The sequence below is a fragment of the Paenibacillus pseudetheri genome (genome assembly GCF_924513355.1).
Lineage (GTDB): Bacteria > Bacillota > Bacilli > Paenibacillales > Paenibacillaceae > Paenibacillus_AQ > Paenibacillus_AQ pseudetheri.
Genome location: NZ_CAKMAB010000032.1, coordinates 24,953 through 42,307, shown reverse-complemented (window position 1 = coordinate 42,307; position 17,355 = coordinate 24,953). Strand labels below are relative to the sequence as shown.

Annotated in this window: 18 protein-coding genes; 3 read left to right on the top strand and 15 right to left on the bottom strand. The window is 43.8% G+C overall.

Features of this window, described 5'->3' with window-relative positions; translation table 11 throughout:
* Positions 1-182: 182 nt before the first annotated feature.
* Positions 183-905 (top strand): YheC/YheD family protein, encoded by a 723-nt coding sequence (locus tag L1028_RS22615; RefSeq protein WP_234539944.1) that lies wholly within the window; start codon positions 183-185, stop codon positions 903-905.
* An 87-nt stretch (positions 906-992) separates the two neighbouring features.
* Here the strand turns inward: L1028_RS22615 and L1028_RS22610 are convergent, their stop codons facing one another.
* The 8 genes from L1028_RS22610 to L1028_RS22575 all read right to left on the bottom strand — a co-directional run bounded on the left by L1028_RS22610 (position 993) and on the right by L1028_RS22575 (position 6,989).
* Positions 993-1,316, bottom strand: coding sequence for a hypothetical protein (locus L1028_RS22610; protein WP_234539942.1), 324 nt, complete (start codon positions 1,314-1,316; stop codon positions 993-995).
* 161 nt (positions 1,317-1,477) lie between these two features.
* Complete coding sequence (locus tag L1028_RS22605) at positions 1,478-2,431, bottom strand: hypothetical protein (RefSeq protein WP_234539940.1); 954 nt, start codon at positions 2,429-2,431, stop codon at positions 1,478-1,480.
* Complete coding sequence (locus tag L1028_RS22600; RefSeq protein ID WP_076300428.1) at positions 2,428-2,985, bottom strand: RNA polymerase sigma factor; 558 nt, start codon at positions 2,983-2,985, stop codon at positions 2,428-2,430. Before L1028_RS22600 ends, L1028_RS22605 begins: the two co-directional genes overlap by 4 nt.
* Positions 2,986-3,135: 150 nt before the next feature.
* Positions 3,136-3,780, bottom strand: coding sequence for a DEAD/DEAH box helicase family protein (locus L1028_RS22595; protein ID WP_234539938.1), 645 nt, complete (start codon positions 3,778-3,780; stop codon positions 3,136-3,138).
* Positions 3,781-3,936: 156 nt separating this feature from the next.
* Positions 3,937-4,935: an NADP-dependent oxidoreductase gene (locus L1028_RS22590; RefSeq protein ID WP_234539935.1), complete on the bottom strand. Its 999-nt coding sequence runs from the start codon at positions 4,933-4,935 to the stop codon at positions 3,937-3,939.
* 121 nt (positions 4,936-5,056) lie between these two features.
* Positions 5,057-5,269 (bottom strand): hypothetical protein, encoded by a 213-nt coding sequence (locus L1028_RS22585; RefSeq protein ID WP_234539999.1) that lies wholly within the window; start codon positions 5,267-5,269, stop codon positions 5,057-5,059.
* Between the two features lie 150 nt (positions 5,270-5,419).
* A complete protein-coding gene (locus tag L1028_RS22580; RefSeq protein ID WP_234539932.1) occupies positions 5,420-6,472 on the bottom strand; it encodes a helix-turn-helix transcriptional regulator in 1,053 nt (350 codons plus the stop codon).
* Between the two features lie 202 nt (positions 6,473-6,674).
* Positions 6,675-6,989 (bottom strand): hypothetical protein, encoded by a 315-nt coding sequence (locus L1028_RS22575; RefSeq protein ID WP_234539930.1) that lies wholly within the window; start codon positions 6,987-6,989, stop codon positions 6,675-6,677.
* A gap of 170 nt (positions 6,990-7,159) precedes the next feature.
* Between L1028_RS22575 and L1028_RS22570 the strand changes: the two genes are divergently transcribed.
* On the top strand, positions 7,160-7,480 hold the full coding sequence (locus L1028_RS22570; protein ID WP_234539927.1) for a hypothetical protein: 321 nt from the start codon (positions 7,160-7,162) through the stop codon (positions 7,478-7,480).
* A 272-nt stretch (positions 7,481-7,752) separates the two neighbouring features.
* Here L1028_RS22570 and L1028_RS22565 read toward each other — a convergent pair whose 3' ends face one another.
* The 7 genes from L1028_RS22565 to L1028_RS22535 all read right to left on the bottom strand — a co-directional run bounded on the left by L1028_RS22565 (position 7,753) and on the right by L1028_RS22535 (position 16,508).
* A complete protein-coding gene (locus L1028_RS22565; protein WP_234539925.1) occupies positions 7,753-9,486 on the bottom strand; it encodes a family 10 glycosylhydrolase in 1,734 nt (577 codons plus the stop codon).
* 120 nt (positions 9,487-9,606) lie between these two features.
* Positions 9,607-11,253 carry an extracellular solute-binding protein gene (locus tag L1028_RS22560; RefSeq protein ID WP_234539922.1) on the bottom strand — a complete coding sequence of 549 codons (1,647 nt, stop codon included), beginning with the start codon at positions 11,251-11,253 and terminating at the stop codon, positions 9,607-9,609.
* A 34-nt stretch (positions 11,254-11,287) separates the two neighbouring features.
* A complete protein-coding gene (locus tag L1028_RS22555; protein ID WP_042130810.1) occupies positions 11,288-12,178 on the bottom strand; it encodes a carbohydrate ABC transporter permease in 891 nt (296 codons plus the stop codon).
* A 95-nt stretch (positions 12,179-12,273) separates the two neighbouring features.
* The gene (locus tag L1028_RS22550; protein ID WP_234539920.1) at positions 12,274-13,200 is read right to left on the bottom strand and encodes an ABC transporter permease; all 927 of its coding nucleotides are present in this window, start codon (positions 13,198-13,200) and stop codon (positions 12,274-12,276) included.
* A 24-nt stretch (positions 13,201-13,224) separates the two neighbouring features.
* The gene (locus L1028_RS22545; RefSeq protein ID WP_234539917.1) at positions 13,225-14,523 is read right to left on the bottom strand and encodes a 6-phospho-beta-glucosidase; all 1,299 of its coding nucleotides are present in this window, start codon (positions 14,521-14,523) and stop codon (positions 13,225-13,227) included.
* A complete protein-coding gene (locus L1028_RS22540; protein WP_234539915.1) occupies positions 14,520-15,497 on the bottom strand; it encodes an N-acetylglucosamine kinase in 978 nt (325 codons plus the stop codon). Before L1028_RS22540 ends, L1028_RS22545 begins: the two co-directional genes overlap by 4 nt.
* Positions 15,498-15,518: 21 nt before the next feature.
* Positions 15,519-16,508 carry a LacI family DNA-binding transcriptional regulator gene (locus L1028_RS22535; RefSeq protein WP_234539913.1) on the bottom strand — a complete coding sequence of 330 codons (990 nt, stop codon included), beginning with the start codon at positions 16,506-16,508 and terminating at the stop codon, positions 15,519-15,521.
* 512 nt (positions 16,509-17,020) lie between these two features.
* On the opposite strand from L1028_RS22535, the gene L1028_RS22530 reads away from it, so the two are divergent.
* A complete protein-coding gene (locus tag L1028_RS22530; protein ID WP_234539911.1) occupies positions 17,021-17,341 on the top strand; it encodes a hypothetical protein in 321 nt (106 codons plus the stop codon).
* Positions 17,342-17,355: the final 14 nt, after the last annotated feature.

Here is a 17,355-nt window from a genome sequence, read left to right as displayed (position 1 = left end):
AGTGCGTGGGCGAATACCAATAAATAATCCCCGAAAAGCCGAAGCTGAACGGTAATGAAATTAAGCCGCCTAAAAACCTTTTTCACCTGCTTCGGCTCATAAATATGGACGAATATCCACTTTTGCTGATTCCTAATTTGACTTAGAATTACCGTAGAAGATTGAAAAGGGCTGTGGTTCTAATGTTAATCAAAAGAGACAAATGGTTGCAATATCGCATCCTTCACAAAGGTTCCTCTCTCGCCGGACGGCTGCCAGAGACACAGTTGCTTAAGAAGAACGCATTAACGAATATGCTGCTTCACTATCAAAGCGTCGTAGTGAAACCTCGCAATGGGAGTTACGGAAGGGATATCCTGTTCATTAAACGAAACGGTGCAAACGCCTATCGTATTCATAACGAAAAGAATGCCTTCACCATGACAGACAGCGATAAGTTACTTAAATTGTTCCGTAAAAAAAACAGAGGTCGTGGATATATTGTCCAAAGGCGTCTGCAGCTTGCCCAATTTCAACACAAGCCATTCGACATTCGGATAATGGTTCAGCGACAAAAGAGTACTTCATCCACTTGGAACGTGACAGGATCATACGCGAAGGTTGCGGCGCAAGGATATCTGGTCACGAATGTGGCTAGCCGCACCATTCCAGTCCTTGAGGCGCTCAAATTAGCCCGAATCGGAGATCGGAGCTTGCTTGTCAAAGCGGAACAGATCGCATTATTGGCTGCCACACGACTGGGGGAGCGTTACCCAAAGCTTAGACAAGTCGGGTTCGATATAGGCATCGACAGAAACTGCCGGATTTGGATCATTGAAGGTAATTATCAACCGGACTTACGCCCATTCCGGCTCTTGAAAGATTCCACAATGCATCGCAGAATATTATGGTATAAGAAACATTAAAGCAAAAAAAAGACGACCAGCCTCTTATCTTTGGCCTGTCGTCTTTCATGTTTGGTGCCTATCCTTGATAATACCCCGCATGCAATTTCACTTGCGTCTTTTGGTACTTACAACACGCGTCACTTGGAACTTATTTACCCCTACCTGTATAATGGCAAACTGACTGTAAGAAGTGCCGGAAGACGTATAAGGTTCCGCTTGAATATTTCCACTCGGCGTTCTAACCGTTGCAGTGATTCTAGTCACCAAACAGACTCCACGGCTAGAAGCTTTCCAAGTCTCGTCACGCTGAACATTATAATTGTCATCACTACATAAGATGGATGCATATTCAACTTTCCCAAACGCATTAAACGATGTGGAGTTAAAGATCTGCACGGGGTCATAACCGCCAGCTTTTCTATTTCCCATCCCCAAAACCTCCCTTATTATCGATATTATTCATTAAATGCAATTGCATCGTTTTGGTAAGGTATAAATGTGGACAAGAAAAGAAAGTACGTTTATCAGACGGTCACAACCCCTCATCTGGTTGTCTACACGACTTTCAAATCACTCTCCTGCGCATGCTCTCACCTAGATTTATTAAGCTCTTTTACTTCCATTATCTTTTTACTAAACTGATACTTTACAGAAACATTCTTAATAATCTCAGTATTCTGGTAGGCAAGAGAACCCTCAAACGCTAAAGTATCATTGTCTTTCCACACGATCTTATCTGCATAGCTATAATTCTCATGATCAGTGCGAATCCATGTATCTAATTCTTTTTGTGCACCATATTTGACTCTTGCAGATTCTATTAACTCTGGACTAGTCATTCCCTCTTCAATATTGCTAATTTGAACGAAATCACTTTTATTTGAGCATGTAACGACCGCAATTAACTTCTGATTAGGTGAAGGAATGATTTTTTTTACATACATAGAAGGTGTAGAAAACCTTAAATACTCACTAAGCACATTGTCTTTGATTCTCCAAATGACATTTTGACTTCCATAATCCGAATAATTGTTGAACAACGTAAATATCATACTTCCGTCCGCTAACTTAACAATATATGGGCTCCGATAACTTTTCGAGAGAATATCTGCGGCAAAAGCAGCCGCATCAGCGATTTTTTGATTCTCATTTTTTATAAATGGCTGAAGTTCTTTTAACGCTTTTACTCTCAACGTGGGATCATTAAAGCTTTCTACCAGCCTATTAATAGCAATATATACATATTCATTATTATCGCTTTTTAATGCATGTAGAAATTTTTCCGCATCATATTGAGTAGCAGGCTCTAACTCCATGTCTTCAGCATTTAAATAACGTATGTAAGGCTCTGAATTTTGATTTTTATAATATTCTGTTGCTAATAAAGCTGAAGCGGTTGAACTATATAGGACAAGACAGGCAACCAAAATAACCCACTTTTTAGAAATTCCTTTTTTCCTTTTCTCTGTTCCATTGTGCCCAGCCGCTGCAATTAAGTTTTCATCAATGAGTCCGATCTCCTTAAATAAATCTTCTTTTTTCATAGGTTAACCCCCTCTTTGTCTAGATGAACTCGAAGTTTATTTCTTGTCCTAAATAATATAGATTTCACTTTACTACTACTCATATTAAATCTCATAGAAAGCTCATCTATTGAATAGGAATACCAGTACCTTCCAATAAATATGTTTCTCGCTTGCTCATCTATGCCATATAAAAATTGATTTATTAAGTTTGCGATCTCACCTTCTTCATACTCTGTTTCTACAGTATCAGGCGAAGCTAGACATTCTTCTAGTTCCGTTAGAATGACTTCAAACTCACGATTACGCTTTTTCGCTGTATTATAACCATACTTATCAAGCGCAATATTACGGGTGATCCTCCCTAAAAATACCGAAAAATTCCTAGGCAGATTAGGCGGTATCGCATTCCATGCCGCTAAGTATGTATCGTTCTCACACTCTTCAACATCAGAAAAATTTGAAATAATGTTTCTTGCAATGACTCTGCAGTAAGCCCCATATTTATTTTTAGTCTCTAAAATTGCTTGCTGTGAACGCTGTAAGTATAGGTGGATTATTCCTTGGTCTTCCATTCGTTCTTCTCCTTTTAAACACTCTTATCTATATAGTAGAGAATTGCTAGGATGGGTTGCACTTATATTAAAATTTACACCAATATATAAAGACAACCCCCTCCTAAACAAGGAAGGGGTCTTTGTAATAGATCTGCCTTTTGGTCATCTCTACAATCCAAAATGTTCTCTAAGTAACCTAAATTGTTCTTCCACGCTCATACTTGGTGTTCTTTCAACGGTTTTGATCCCCATTTTAGTACAAGCTTTCTTAATCTCATTGGAGAACTTAACCATAGATTTGTTACCGTGTTTAATCGTTTCTTCTGGATTTATCGTGTAGGCGTTAATACAATCTAAAATCATCTTATGATCTTCTCTGAAGTAATATAATCTCTCTACCTCTTCGTCAGAAGTATAAAAACAAATCATTCTCTCTTCTGGGATAAACGGTAGTATACGCTCAGGCATTATTCCCAGATCAATTATAATTGGTTTGTCATTAGACATTTTCAACAAATCAATGATAAAGAAGTCCATCATCTCTTCGACGATTTGAAATAGCCACTGGCAGTGCTCATCTACCGGTTTATTGAACCACTTATTCCAATCCAAATCAGGATTAGGAAATTGAAGGGCAGGGTATTCAACACGACTAGTGAATGGTCTATATTTTAAGACATCATCCCCCAATGTTTGAAAGCCTAGTTCCTCTACAAATTTCTTGGTCATGGTAGTCTTCCCAGCACAAGGTCCTCCATTAAGCCAGTAAACATGTTTTAATTGTTCCTTCAAATAATCATTATTTATCTTCATCCGATACACCCCATATGATTTGTGTAGTATCTTACTTTAACACGTTAGTTTCGGGGAGGTGGCGGATTCTTATCTTCCTATAACAGTGAAAACACATCGAAATTCTCCTTTCTTGGCACAAGTAGTTATATTCTACGAGTTGGGTTAAATTCCCTATCACTTTATCTTTAATACGATCTTTCCTTTTGCCCTGCCCAATTCAGAATACTCCATCGCCTTCTGAGCTTCTTCAAAAGGGAATATTCGATCAATTACAGGCTTTATTTTCCCTGCTTCTATAAGCTCCGAAATAATCTCCAATTGTCTCCCGCTTGGTTTCATGAACAAGAAGCTGTATTTTACATTATATTGCTTCTCTAATTTTGTTAGCTGACGGGTAACCCATCGAAAAAGGCTCGTTTTTATAAAGCCAGACCCATATTTTTCTCCAAAGCGTGCATTGGGCAGCCCAGAAACCGATACAACTTGTCCGCCTGGTTTGACTATTTTAAAAGCTTTCTCTAATGTCTCTCCGCCAATGGTATCGAATACGCCATCATAATTTTGTAAGACCTTATCAAATTGTTCTGTTTTATAATTGATTATTTGATCGGTCCCAAGAGATTTGACCAGATTAGCTCCAGCATCGCTAGTAGTTGTAGCCACATAAACTCCCATCGCTTTAGCAAGCTGGACAGCAAAGGTCCCAACGCCGCCCGAACCAGCTTGAATCAATACCTTTTGCCCTGCCGATAGCTGTAATATATCATGTAATGTTTGATAGGATGTAAGCCCGACTAATGGGATTGACGCCGCTTCCTCAAAGGAAAGGTTTTGAGGCTTTAAGGCTATATCGTCCTCATGTATGGATATATATTCTGCGAAGGTTCCAATTCTATTCTTTCTTGGCCGTCCGAATATTGCATTGCCTATTTTGAATTTTGTTACTTTGTTTCCTACTTTGGTGACTATCCCTGAGAAATCATTTCCTAACACAAGCGGCATATCGTATTTCAACAGCATACGAGTTTTGCTATCCCGCACCTTGAAATCGATAGGATTAATACTCGCCGAATGGATTTCTGCCAACACATCATAATCACCTACTGAAGGTGTTGGTATGTCTGCCATTAGAAGAGGACTTTTCCCGTATTTTTCAATGATCATCGCTTTCATCAAGAAACCTCCATTTCACAATCGAGATGCGAAGTATTGTAAGTGTTAGTCTACACCGCTGGTCTTGAAAGATGAGTTTGTTCAGTAATCTCGCCGCTTTCTTTTCGTTCGATCGTTTAACTTACCATTTGCTGACGTTTGTCATAACAAGATATGCTCCGCAACTTGATGTAGCATGACGAAGCAACTCGGCCAAGATGAAATAAACAGACAAAAATGGTACCAGCATTAGCACGGCGCTGACAGATGACAATACACCAGACAGGATCAGCAGGCCTCGCTTCTCTCCGGCAATCTCCAACAGTCTCGACATGCCAGTTTTGGTTTTACTCACAGCTGTTCCCCCACTCTTTATAATTACGCACAAAAAAAGTGCACTGAGAATGATTCTCTGTGCACTAGTGTATAGGAACGCTCTTCATGGTTGCTACCGTTTCCGGGATTATAATCAACCAAATCAGGAGCATCTGTTTTCGATGCGAGCTTACATCCTTGTTCCTAAAGAACGCTGTCTGCCACTGATCAGATACTCTCCAGGACGCACACCGAATTTTTTACGAAAGGCTGCTGAGAAATGGCTGACATTCACGTATCCGACTCTGGATGCTGCTTCACTTACCGTCATATTTCCATGTTCTAGCAGCTGCTGTGCCCTTTGCATCCGTTGTTCAATCACATAGGCATGGACAGTATAACCGAACATTTCCTTAAAGCCCTTCTTCAATTTGAACTCATTGAGGCAAATAATGCGAGAGAGCCCTGCTAGCGTCGGTGGATGTAAATAATCACGTTGCAGAATTTCCTTGGCTAGCCGCAGGCTCTCCATATCATCTCTAGATAGCTTGACTGTGTGGGAAATCCGATCAGCTTCAAATAAAGATTCATTGAGATAGACAGCCATTAGCTCCAGCATTTTCCCCTCCAGATAGAGTTCCCGCATACCCTGACTATAGGAACAATCCGCAATTTGAGACAGAATGAGCCGGATAGATGGTGTGATAGCGTTTTTGCAAAAAAACAACCCAGCTCCTCCTCCGGCTTGGAGCCGTGTATCCTCGGTCAGTCCGCTGGTCATCCGCTCAAATTGTGCCGGACTCATATCTATGCTGAGGAATCTGTAGCCCGCTCCGCTAAGGTATATACAATTTTCACTTCTTATTCCGCCGTGAAGCAGCACACTTTCTCCTGTATCTATGGCAAAATAGTCCTGCTTCAGCGAGGTCCCCCATTCAATTCCATGTCCCATACAGAATATCAGCTCCGTACGAGGTGTTCTAAACTCGCCCTTCGCTTCGATATCCCGATTAAATTGGAGATCAAAATCCGTCATCTGAAGATAACGCTGAGTAAGCAGGCTTCGGCAGCTGCCCTCCCCTAACTCGACCGGTGGTTTTATCTCAAAGTGGCTTCCGTCCAACTGGTAAGTAATATTAAACCCTTCGCATCTAAGCGTCTTATGGGCATCAATTGTTTCTGCTGCATTCAGACCATCGCTACGCTCCATGCTCATCCCTGCTTCCCCGTACTTTGGATTCATTATATATGTATTGAGAATGATTATCAATTGAATGTTCTTTTAGCAAATATGCATAAACAACAAAAAACCTTCCCCCCCTAAAGGTGAAGAAGGCTTAACGCGTCACTTCTGAAGACATGGCCAGCTATTTTTTCAGCTCCCCAAGCTTGATTAACTCGATAACCGCTTGTGAACGGTCTTTAACGTTTTATTGTTCACCAATTTAATTTGCTAATTCCTCCAATCGTTCAATTAGCATTGGAATCGCCACTTCAACCCAAAACTCCAGAGAAACATACCCACTGGACATACCACCATGACTGTATTTCTCACAATAGATTTGTTTGTCTAAATCATCTAAGTTACCTCCTGTTAATTCCTCAAACGCGTATTTGAATCTCTGTGCAAACGCCTCACCTGTACATGGATAAGTCACTTCTTGAAAGTAATTCTCTAGCTCATCCCAAAGATATGGATCCCCTCTTAATCCCCAACTTTTTGGCCGCTCATTAAAAATAACTGATACTGTCTTTAGCATTACCAGCACCCGCTTTCGAAGTGATCAACTATAACTGTACTACTGTATCATTTTTAACCGCCAATTGTTCCAAATCTAATTATAATATCCCTGACTACAATTAGGTGATTTCACAGCTGGCCAAGACTTAAACTATTTAAAAATACGATGAATATAGGGAGAAGATATAAATGATAATTTTGTCAGAAAATTCGAAAATACCAGATAAATATGCAGACTTTTTAAAAAAGATTGCAACTTTCTATGGAGAAGAAGAAAATTTCAAGGATATTGTAAACGACACTATGGAAATCTTAAGACTATCGTTTAAGGATGATATTTCCGATGCAGAATTGTTAAAGCGCGCAAGTCTTAACGGTATCATTAATGATCTGGATGTTTTTATGGAGATGGTAAGTGACAATCCTGATAAAACTAAAATAAAAACAGTTTATATGGAAGAACTTAATGCTTTGTATTACACGATAAATGACATTTTCAGAACACTATGAGGAAATTACACCTCTAATTCAATTCAATACAGAAGTTTCCGCGCCCAACCGGAGAATAAACCGTTAATCCCTTTTCATGTTGACTGGCCGAGCTTTCCTTGACGAGACAGAAGACCGCAGAACAGCCTAAAACCATACAAGAAAGGGATTTGGAAAAGTCCGTAAATACACATCAACAACAAAAAACCTTCCCCCCTAAAGGTGAAGAAGGCTTAAACGCGTCACTTCTGGAGACCTGGCCAGCTATAGCTCCCCAAATTATTGTATTAGACTTAATCCGTAATTTTCACATTTCCAAACACGGCCTTATTCCTCGAATCATCCCCCGGATTGCTGAGCGCTATGCCAATATACACCTTACGATTCATCGGGATCTGAACAGTTCCAACTGTTTGCCAGTTATTCCCGTTCGTTGAAATAGCCCCTTTGAAGGTATCCCCACTTCTGGTCAGCTTTAGCCATCTTGGAGCCGAGGCAGCCGCAGTATGGTCGGCCATATTGCCAGCGGTATCTACACGATACTGGAAGGTTGCCCCATTCTCGGGGGTAAGCATCATATCCGCATGCTTTGAATTATGAACCAGGGAATCCCGAATCATAATGCCAGCCTTGGCCCAACCGTCCAATCGGCTAGTGGACTGCACTTTAACAATAATCTCCGCATTGCCTCTAACGGATTGGTATATATAATTCAGTTGATCTCCATTTCCCCAAATATCCGTAGAGCTGCTGCTGAGTGTAAATTGTTTATTGGAAGAATTGTAGGTAACGTTCCCCGGCATGGAACCGATATTTCGAGCCTTCCATCCTGCTGGTAATTGAGCCGGATAGTCTTGTTCTACCGGAGGCGTCCAGCCTGGCGTCGGCCAGGTTTCACGTTCCTTGATATTGGCCAATTCATCTTCTGGCCAGGCCCCGTAGGCAAAGAACGACAGGCGCTTCACGTCCGGATAATTCTCGCGGATTCCCTTGTAAATCTCCTGATATTGATCATCAGTCCAGTCATTATCCAGTGTAGCTACAATCTCCACGTCACTGCCACTGATCCGGTCGCTCGTATCCTTCAGGATGCCGTAGGAAGTGCTGTATACCCAATCACTATTGAACTCCCAGTCATCAAAGTACGCCATCGGTGCGACAAAGTCGATATCATCTTTGAATTTGGCTACATTCTGTCCAACCTCTGTAAATTCCGGCGGCAAAATATACACACCGAGCTGCACATCCGGCTTCGAGGACTGGGTGATATCCTGACGGATATCGCCCACATACTGTCCAATTTGATCGGTCCTCCATTCATTCCACTGCTCACGCTGAGGTGAATCCGTCTCGAAGTCAATGCTGAGCGGTGAGTACCCGAACTGAGCCTGATACTTCGCAACGGTGTAATCACTGACGTCCATGTTGTAATTGTCGAAGCGAATCCAGTCTAGCACAACACCGTCAACATCATAATTCTCGATCACTTCCTGAATGATGGAACGCTCATACTGCTGCACTTCATGGTGAATCGGATTAACGAAGTATTCGTTGCCGTTAGAACCTGTAAACGGAGTCTGAACCCCATTAACCAGCGCCTGCATCTGCCATTCATCGTGAGCCAGGAAGGCCTGCTGATCATGGAACTGGGGAATCCAGGCATGAACCTTGATTCCTGCAGCATGGGCTGCCGTAATAACAGCCTGCAGGGCATCGAAATTCTGATAACCTTGGGCAATCGGAGCAATATCACTCTGATAAAATACACTTCCGGACGGAACCTCATCATCTTCATCCTGCTTCACGTTCATGCTGATGACATCGACACCGTAGCTTGTGGACAGCTGGATGAAATTCTGGACATCCACCGTGTTCTTAAACTGGTTTACGGTCCGTACAATAACTTCCGTTTCGAAAGGGGGATTCGTCTCCTCCACGGCCATAACCGGAACAGAACCAACCGCTATCGAAGAAACCAACACAAAGCTTAATACTGCTATGAACCTCGATCTCAACGCAAATGCCATAATCTCGCCTCCACAAGTATAATCGCCTCTAGCGTCCTTCCAAGGACGGTAAGCGTTTAAACGAGAAATATAAAGATAAAGTATAGCATGAAGTTATATTTCTTAGATTTCATAAAAGTCTCACTTCGTCACATTGATTTTCTTGACATTCTCCTGCCATTTTTCGGTTCTGAACTCAAGCAGCTTATCCAGTCCCGCTTTTTGGGTGTTCTTTTTGGCTGTTTCCAGTGCCGACAATACCTCTTCATCCGACTTCGCCTGAACCATTTGTGCGTAAGCAAGGGTATAAATATCCCCGACATTCTGTGCGATGATGCCAATCTCTGTATCCGGAAGCGGATCGGTATTCACAAATTCCGTAATGTCCAGCGCGGTTTTCCAAGTCACCGTGGACTGCGCCACGGTCTCCCATGATTTCTGGTTCGCGGAAAGCAGCGCCTCTAGGCTCATTTTCGCCGTATCAATAAAGGTCGTATTTCCCGCCCAGTTAAAGTCCTCGAATTTTCTCATCGTTTCAGTACGCTCGTTAGCAGGAGTCGTCTTGTATTTCTCGTTCGGAATTGGTGCTCCGTCTGCGTCCTCCTCATCCCAGTACAAGCCTTTAGGACCGAAGAAAAGCACCTTCTGTCCCTCCGGGCCCGTAATCCAGTCAAAATAAGCGAAGATGGCCTCCGGATCCTTGGCCTTTTTTGTAATGACACTGACGTTCCAACCCAGCGTCTCGAAACCGCTTACAAACACTTGTGTTTTGTCTAGTCCGGCTTTATGAATAGGCCAAATAATTTCATAACCACTGTCCGGATTGTTCGCTGTCAGTGCCCGGTGTCCCTCGGCTCCATACGTAGTAATATTGGATTCAACCATGACCGCTACCCGGTTGGTATTGACCTTTTCTTTGACCGCATCCTGGGTTTGCTGCAGTGCATCCTGTGTCATCAGCCGTTCACGATACAGCTTATTGATATACAGTACCATCTCCTCGTAAGCGGGATCGTCCAAGATAGATGACAGCTTGTCGCCTTCCGGATATCCCATGAGTGAAATGAACTTACTGGTGGAGTTCTCCTTAAAACCGCCATACATAATTTCCAGACCTGCCCCCTTCTCGCCAACCTCCAGAGGTACAACATCCGGATACTTTTCTTGCACCAAGCGTAAATATTGATACAAATCGTCAAAGGTCTCCAGCGTCGGTCTGCCGAGCTCATTATAAATATCTTTATTCACCATCCATCCGCCGTTGCCGAATTGCCCGGATGTATACCAGTTGGGGATTTGATAGATTTTTCCGTCATCTGAACGGAGCAAATTCAGAGTGGATTCCTTCACATATTTCTTGAAGTTTGGATACTTGTCATAGTAATCATCCAGCGCAACGAGTTGCCCTGCCTGCACTAGCCGTTCCACTGAGGATCCCCGGTCAGTAAAGATGACATCCGGTAAATCACCGCCGACGATCATCGTGTTGAGTTTTTCTCCGGCCGCACCTCCCGATTGAATCGGTTCAACAGTAACCTTACGGTTCTCCTGAATCCATTTTGTCGCCTCATTATCCCCCCAGGGTGATGTCGTAAGCCAGTCGTAATTTCCATAGAAGCTGAAGGTGACAGGCTTAATCCCGCTGCCGTCATCAGTGGCGACCTCGGTATTCAGATTTTTCTCGCTTGTGTTTGGTGAAGTGTTAGAATTCCCCCCTCCGCTACAGGCAGCGAGAAGAAGCACCAGCGAAATCAGCAAAAGAGATATCCATTTCATACGATTGCCCATTCTTTTCCCTTCTTTCTACATAATATGGAGACTGCTATTCTTTCAATGAACCGATCATTACGCCCTTAACAAAGTACTTTTGGAGAAAAGGGTACGTCAGGATAATCGGAATAGTAGCGATCATCATCGTAGCCATAGTCAGTGACTTCGTGGTAATCGTCCGATTTCGGTTCATATGATCCAGCGCGATGGCATTCGATGAACCAATTTGGGTCATAATGTTGGAGTTCATAACCTGCCGCAGCAGGGTCTGTATAGGAAGCAGTTCGTCCTTCGTAATATAGATCGCTCCCGTAAACCAGTCGTTCCAGTAACCGACCGCAGTAAATAAAGCAATCGTGGCCAGCACCGGGCCGGAGACGGGAATAACGATTCGGAAGAAAATGCCGTAGTTACTGCAACCGTCGATTTTGGCCGATTCCTCTAACCCCTCCGGCAAAGCGTTGAAGAAGGTGCGGATGACAATCATGTTCCAGACGCTGATGATGCCGGGGATAATCAGAACCCAAAAGGTGTCCAGCATACCCAAAGAGCGAACTAGTAAATAACTAGGGATGAGCCCTCCACTGAAGAACATCGTAATCATAAAGAACACCATATATTGTTTTCGAAAAAGCAATGTTTTCTTGGACATTCCGTAAGCTAACAGGGCCGTGAAGAAGACGGACAATGCCGTGCCGCTCAATGTTCTAAGAATGGTGATCAGAAAAGAATTCAGCAGGCGATGATCCTGAAACACAATATAATAATTTTCCAGGGTAAATGCTCTCGGCAACAAGGTTACACCGCCGAGAGCCGTATCGCTCCCTAGATTAAAGGAAATGACCAGCGCGTTCCAAAATGGGTACAGCATAAGTAGCGCCAGCAGCGTCAAAAGGATATAAATAGTCCGCTGCATGATTTTGTCACCTAGGCTTAGTCTCATTGTTCACCTCTCCTAAAAGGTTTATGGAGCATTACTTACAGTCGATACATCCCAATAAAACTTGCATCGGAAGCATTCGCTATGAGTAGTAGTACCTACCAGAGACTAACATCTGCCCGGCGCGCGATTTTGTTGGCCATCACCAGCAGAATGACACTAATCACCGCTTTGAAAAGCCCTACCGCTGTCGCATAAGAGAATCTGGCATTTAATATCCCCACACGGTACACATAGGTGTCGATAACATCGGAGTAGGGTCGCAGGATTGGATTGGTTGCCAGCAGCAAAATGTCCTCGAAGCCCGCACTAAGCAGACTGCCGATGGCAAGAATCATAAAGATGATGATAATGGGGGTAATGCTGGGGAGTGTAATCAAGTGAATTTGCTTAAACCGGCTTGCTCCGTCTATGGAAGCGGCTTCATATAAAGTCGGATCAATGCCTGCAATCGCGGCCAAATAGACAATGCTCCCAAACCCGACCTCCTTCCACACATTTACACTTACTAGAATAGACCAGAAGTATTTGGGTAACGCCAGGAAGTTAACTGGCTCCCCTACCAGATTGAATCGCTCCAGCACATAGTTCACCGTTCCGTTGTCAACGGATAACAGCGAAAATACAAAACCGGATACAATAACCCAGGACAGAAAATAAGGTAAATAGCTGACGGTCTGGATAATGCGTTTAAAGCCCATATTTCCGATCTCATTCAGCATCAGTGCAAGAAGAATCGGGGCAGGAAAAGAGATAATCAATTTAAGCAAGCTAATCACAATGGTATTTCGCATCACATTCCAGAACTCTGGCGCCTCGAAGAACATTCTGAAATGCATAAATCCAACCCAGGGGCTCTTCATAATGCCGCCAAAAATATCGTATTGCTGGAACGCCATAACCACGCCATACATCGGAATGTAGCTAAAAATGAATACAAAGATAATTCCAGGCCAAACCATGGACTGTAAATCCAATTGACTGGTGAATTTCTTCCATCTACTTGGTTTCTCGGCCGTGTTCATCCGTTTTTCCTCCTCTGGACGATTCTAGTGAAACAACGGCAAAAACGCTTTGTTCTTCTCCAGCATTTCATCCAGCAGCTGTTCAGCTACGGTGACCGAAGGCACGAGCGGATGATGAACCATAGCCTGCAGGGCCATATCCCGGTCTCCGTGCACAGCCGCCTCGATGGTGAGGCTCTCGTATTGCTTGACCGCGGCCAGCAGGCCATTGACGGGCTGCGGAATTTTGCGCAGCGGAATCGGCAGCGGACCTTGTCTGGTTACCACACAGTTCACCTCAATGGAGGCATCGTCCGGCAAGAAGTCAATCATTCCGTTATTCCTTACATTCAACGTCTGGATATCGCGGGAATCATTATAAATGGAGCGCATCAGCAACACTGCCGCCTCCGAGTAATAGGCTCCACCACGCTGCTCCAGCTGCTTTGGCTTCTCCTTTAGCTCTACGTTCCGGTACAGCTCAAACAGCTCTTCCTCTACCTTCTTCACTACCTCAGCGCGCGATCCAGTCGTTGCTGCTGCTTCCTTCTGTTCCGCAAGCATCGCGTCCGTCATGTAGTAATAGCTCAGGTAATAAGAAGGGATGGCTTTCAAAGCATTCAGAAACCGGTGGTCCCAGGAATCAAACGGCACATTACTCGCCTTGTAGTTCTGGGGGTAATCAATGAGCTCCTGCAGCTTGCTCTTTCCGTCAATTACGATATCGGATACCCAGTGCAGATGGTTGATGCCGACAAACTCCGCGTAGATCTTCTCCATAGGAAGTCCGAAGAACTCGGAGAGCCACTTTTGAAAACCGATCGGCGAGTTGCACAGGCCTACGCTTTTTACCGATGAATATTTGTGAACAGCTTCAGTTACCATACCGGCCGGATTCGTAAAATTCAGCAACCAGGCATCCGGAGCCAGCTCCTCGATGTCCTTGCAAATATCCAGAATAACCGGGATGGTCCGTAGGCCTTTCATCATCCCTCCGGGACCCGTCGTCTCCTGACCGATGACATTGTATTGAAGCGGAATTAATTCGTCCCATTTTCGCGCTTCCAGCATACCTACCCGGATTTGAGTGCAGATAAAGTCTGCTCCGGCGATGGCCTCCCTGCGCTCAAGCGTCTGGGCCACGGTAATCGGCAGTCCGGACTCAGCAATCATACGCTTGCTTAGTTCCGCAATCGTATGCAGCTTCTCCCTTCCTGCCTCAATATCCACCAGCCATACTTCGCGGACGGGAAGCTCTTTATGATGCATGATGATGCCTTCAATAAGCTCAGGCGTATACGATGAACCCGCTCCGATGACAACGAGCTTCAAAGTCCCCTTCATAATAATAGCCCCTCCTTACCCAGTGATAGACAATCAAGAACCTCCTGATTCACACGCATACCGCTGCTTTCCATTGCCAGAACGACCGCGCCTACAACCGGTTCCCGGGTTAGAATCCTTAAAGTGCCATTTGGAGCCGAATGCTTCACTCTCTGTTCAATGGACCGCCGGATGATGCCTGAGCGATCCCCCTTGGTCAATAGGCTGCCTGCAAGTACGATGTCAAAGGAATCCTCCTCCATAGCCAAATGGCGGATTGTCGATACCGCTGCCAAACCGAGCTCATCCCCTTGCTTGGTCAGCAGTAGGGTGGCAACCTGGTCTCCTTCATCTGCCGCTTGAAACAGCAGCTCAGCAATCTGGGGAGGCAAGTCTCTGGAATGATCCAGGTAATCCTCCCTTAACTCCGAAACACTGGAATAGCCCAGCAAATGAATTAAGCGCTCGCTTAAAACAGTCTCTTTCTCTCTTCCATCATCCGCCCGAAGAACGCTACGGAATACCTCAATACTTAGATCATAGCCACCGCCGTAATCACCGAACCGATAGCCAAATCCACCACATTGGTATGTAACGCCTCGCGGATTTTTACCGGCGCAGTTCACTCCCGAGCCGCAGATCAGCACGATCCCATAATTACTCTCTGTACCTGATCGCAAGGCAATCCAGGTATCGCAGGAAATCTCAGTTCGGGGAAGGCCAAGTCTGCTGATGATTGGTCGTAAAATTCGAAAATCGGATTCTCTGTCCGCTCCAGCCAGACCGAACCAGGAATACTCCATCTGATCCTTTGTCAGCCCCGACGCTATAATCGCTCCCGACACAGCCTGTTGCAAACTGTTCTCCGCCTGCTCACGATTATTTTGATGATTCCCGTTCCCTCCCTTGCCTACACCAATTACCACCCCCTGTTCATTTGCAATCATTGCATAAGTTTTGCTGCCCCCTGCATCGACTCCCAAAAAGTACTTCACAGTTCATTTCACTCCTAATATTTAGGTTAACCTTACAGATGCGGTGGATTCACGCACGAGAAGCTGAGGAGCGAGCTTCGTTACAACAGCAGGCATCACCTCCCCATTGATTAATTTCATCAGCAAATCAACACCAATGCTGCCCATTTGCGCCTCAGGCTGTCTGACTGTCGTCAATCGGGGATAAAATTCACCTACGAACTGCTGATCATCAAAGCCAACTACTGAGATATCTTGAGGTACCAGAATTCCTTCCTCACGCAGGGCTTGAACAACACCGAGAGCAATAAAATCGTCTCCGGAAAAAATGGCTGTCGGCAGCTTATCTTCACGAATCCATCTCTTGGCCACCTCATAACCGCTACTTACCGTAAATCCGCAATATTCCGTGCCGAAGGGCGTTAGCCCCGCTTCATCCAGCGCCTGTACATAACCCCGCTTGCGCTCCGCTACACTCAGGAATACCGAAGGGCCACCGATATAGGCGATCTGGGTGTGTCCAAGACCAATTAAGTGCTTGGTAGCTTCATAACCCCCTTGATAGTTATCGACGACGACACTGGGAACATCCTCATGCTGGAGCTGGTTATCCAGCAAGACAAACGGAATGTTTTTTCTTTTCAGCTCCTCCACATATTCTTTCTCCTCAATCGGAGACAACAGGATAATCCCGTCAACGCGATCCTTCTGAAACAGGAAGTTAACGCCTTCATCCTCATTCTCGGTTATGGACAGGGCTAAGAAGTAACCTTGTTCTGCCAGCTTCCGATTCACCACGCGAATCACGCGGTCATAGAAAGAGTCGTTAAAATTGGTAATCGACATACCGATGACTCCGGTCTTGCCACGCACGAGACTCCGCGCCGCTGAATTGGGCTGATAATTTAATTCCTCTATAGCACTCAGCACTTTCCGCCTATTGCCTTCACGTACAGAAGGTGAATTGTTAATAACTCTGGATACGGTCACTACAGAGAGCCCCGACTTTTTGGCTACATCATGAATGTTCATCTAAGCTTCTATGCCTCCAAGTTCAATAGTTTAAACGTTATAACTTTTAGGGAAATAAAAAAGACTAACTCTTCTCGCCATAACTACGCTCTGACTGAGAATCGAACATTGAATGTCAGTTTCACTTTTATGGAAAGTATCAAAATGATTTCAAAAGTTTAAAGGTTTTAACTTTAAGATGATTTTACAACCATTCCCAATATCCGTCAATCCATAAAATGTAGTCAAATTTAATATTCCGCAATCAAAATCGTCGGGAATAGCAAAGTTTTTCCGCAGGATATAATGGCTTATCATTAATTCAAGAACCACACAAAAAAACCTTCCCTCACCCCAAAAATATGGGTCTCCTTTCTGCCTAATACTAAACATAAAAATTTTCAATAAGACTCTTTATATACAATGTATCAAAATCACCTATAATAGTTAGGGTATTGTTATTAAATGATTTCATGGCTGACTATTTACTTAAAACTATTTAAAAATTTGATTCATGTAGGGAGAAGATATAAATGATAATTTTGTCAGAAAATTCGAAAATACCAGATAAATATGCAGACTTTCTGAATAAGATTGCAACTTACTATGGAGAAGAAGAAAATTTCAAAGATATTGTAAACGACACTATGGAAATCTTAAGATTATCGTTTAAAGATGATATTTCCGATGCAGAATTGTTAAAGCGCGCAAGTCTTAATGGTATCATTAATGATCTGGATGTCTTTAAGGAAATGGTAAGTGACAATCCTGATAAAACCAAAATAAAAACAGTTTATATGGAAGAACTTAATGCTTTGTATTACACGATAAATGACATCTTCAGAACACTGTGAGGAAATGTACCTTC

What these genes read in the sequence shown, in the direction of transcription:
- L1028_RS22615 (WP_234539944.1), top strand. Translation starts at nt 183, where the DNA reads ATGTTAATCAAAAGAGACAAATGGTTGCAATATCGCATCCTTCACAAA.
- L1028_RS22610 (WP_234539942.1), bottom strand. Translation starts at nt 1,316, where the DNA reads ATGGGAAATAGAAAAGCTGGCGGTTATGACCCCGTGCAGATCTTTAAC.
- L1028_RS22605 (WP_234539940.1), bottom strand. Translation starts at nt 2,431, where the DNA reads ATGAAAAAAGAAGATTTATTTAAGGAGATCGGACTCATTGATGAAAAC.
- L1028_RS22600 (WP_076300428.1), bottom strand. Translation starts at nt 2,985, where the DNA reads ATGGAAGACCAAGGAATAATCCACCTATACTTACAGCGTTCACAGCAA.
- L1028_RS22595 (WP_234539938.1), bottom strand. Translation starts at nt 3,780, where the DNA reads ATGAAGATAAATAATGATTATTTGAAGGAACAATTAAAACATGTTTAC.
- L1028_RS22590 (WP_234539935.1), bottom strand. Translation starts at nt 4,935, where the DNA reads ATGAAAGCGATGATCATTGAAAAATACGGGAAAAGTCCTCTTCTAATG.
- L1028_RS22580 (WP_234539932.1), bottom strand. Translation starts at nt 6,472, where the DNA reads ATGAATCCAAAGTACGGGGAAGCAGGGATGAGCATGGAGCGTAGCGAT.
- L1028_RS22575 (WP_234539930.1), bottom strand. Translation starts at nt 6,989, where the DNA reads ATGCTAAAGACAGTATCAGTTATTTTTAATGAGCGGCCAAAAAGTTGG.
- L1028_RS22570 (WP_234539927.1), top strand. Translation starts at nt 7,160, where the DNA reads ATGATAATTTTGTCAGAAAATTCGAAAATACCAGATAAATATGCAGAC.
- L1028_RS22565 (WP_234539925.1), bottom strand. Translation starts at nt 9,486, where the DNA reads ATGGCATTTGCGTTGAGATCGAGGTTCATAGCAGTATTAAGCTTTGTG.
- L1028_RS22560 (WP_234539922.1), bottom strand. Translation starts at nt 11,253, where the DNA reads ATGGGCAATCGTATGAAATGGATATCTCTTTTGCTGATTTCGCTGGTG.
- L1028_RS22555 (WP_042130810.1), bottom strand. Translation starts at nt 12,178, where the DNA reads ATGAGACTAAGCCTAGGTGACAAAATCATGCAGCGGACTATTTATATC.
- L1028_RS22550 (WP_234539920.1), bottom strand. Translation starts at nt 13,200, where the DNA reads ATGAACACGGCCGAGAAACCAAGTAGATGGAAGAAATTCACCAGTCAA.
- L1028_RS22545 (WP_234539917.1), bottom strand. Translation starts at nt 14,523, where the DNA reads ATGAAGGGGACTTTGAAGCTCGTTGTCATCGGAGCGGGTTCATCGTAT.
- L1028_RS22535 (WP_234539913.1), bottom strand. Translation starts at nt 16,508, where the DNA reads ATGAACATTCATGATGTAGCCAAAAAGTCGGGGCTCTCTGTAGTGACC.
- L1028_RS22530 (WP_234539911.1), top strand. Translation starts at nt 17,021, where the DNA reads ATGATAATTTTGTCAGAAAATTCGAAAATACCAGATAAATATGCAGAC.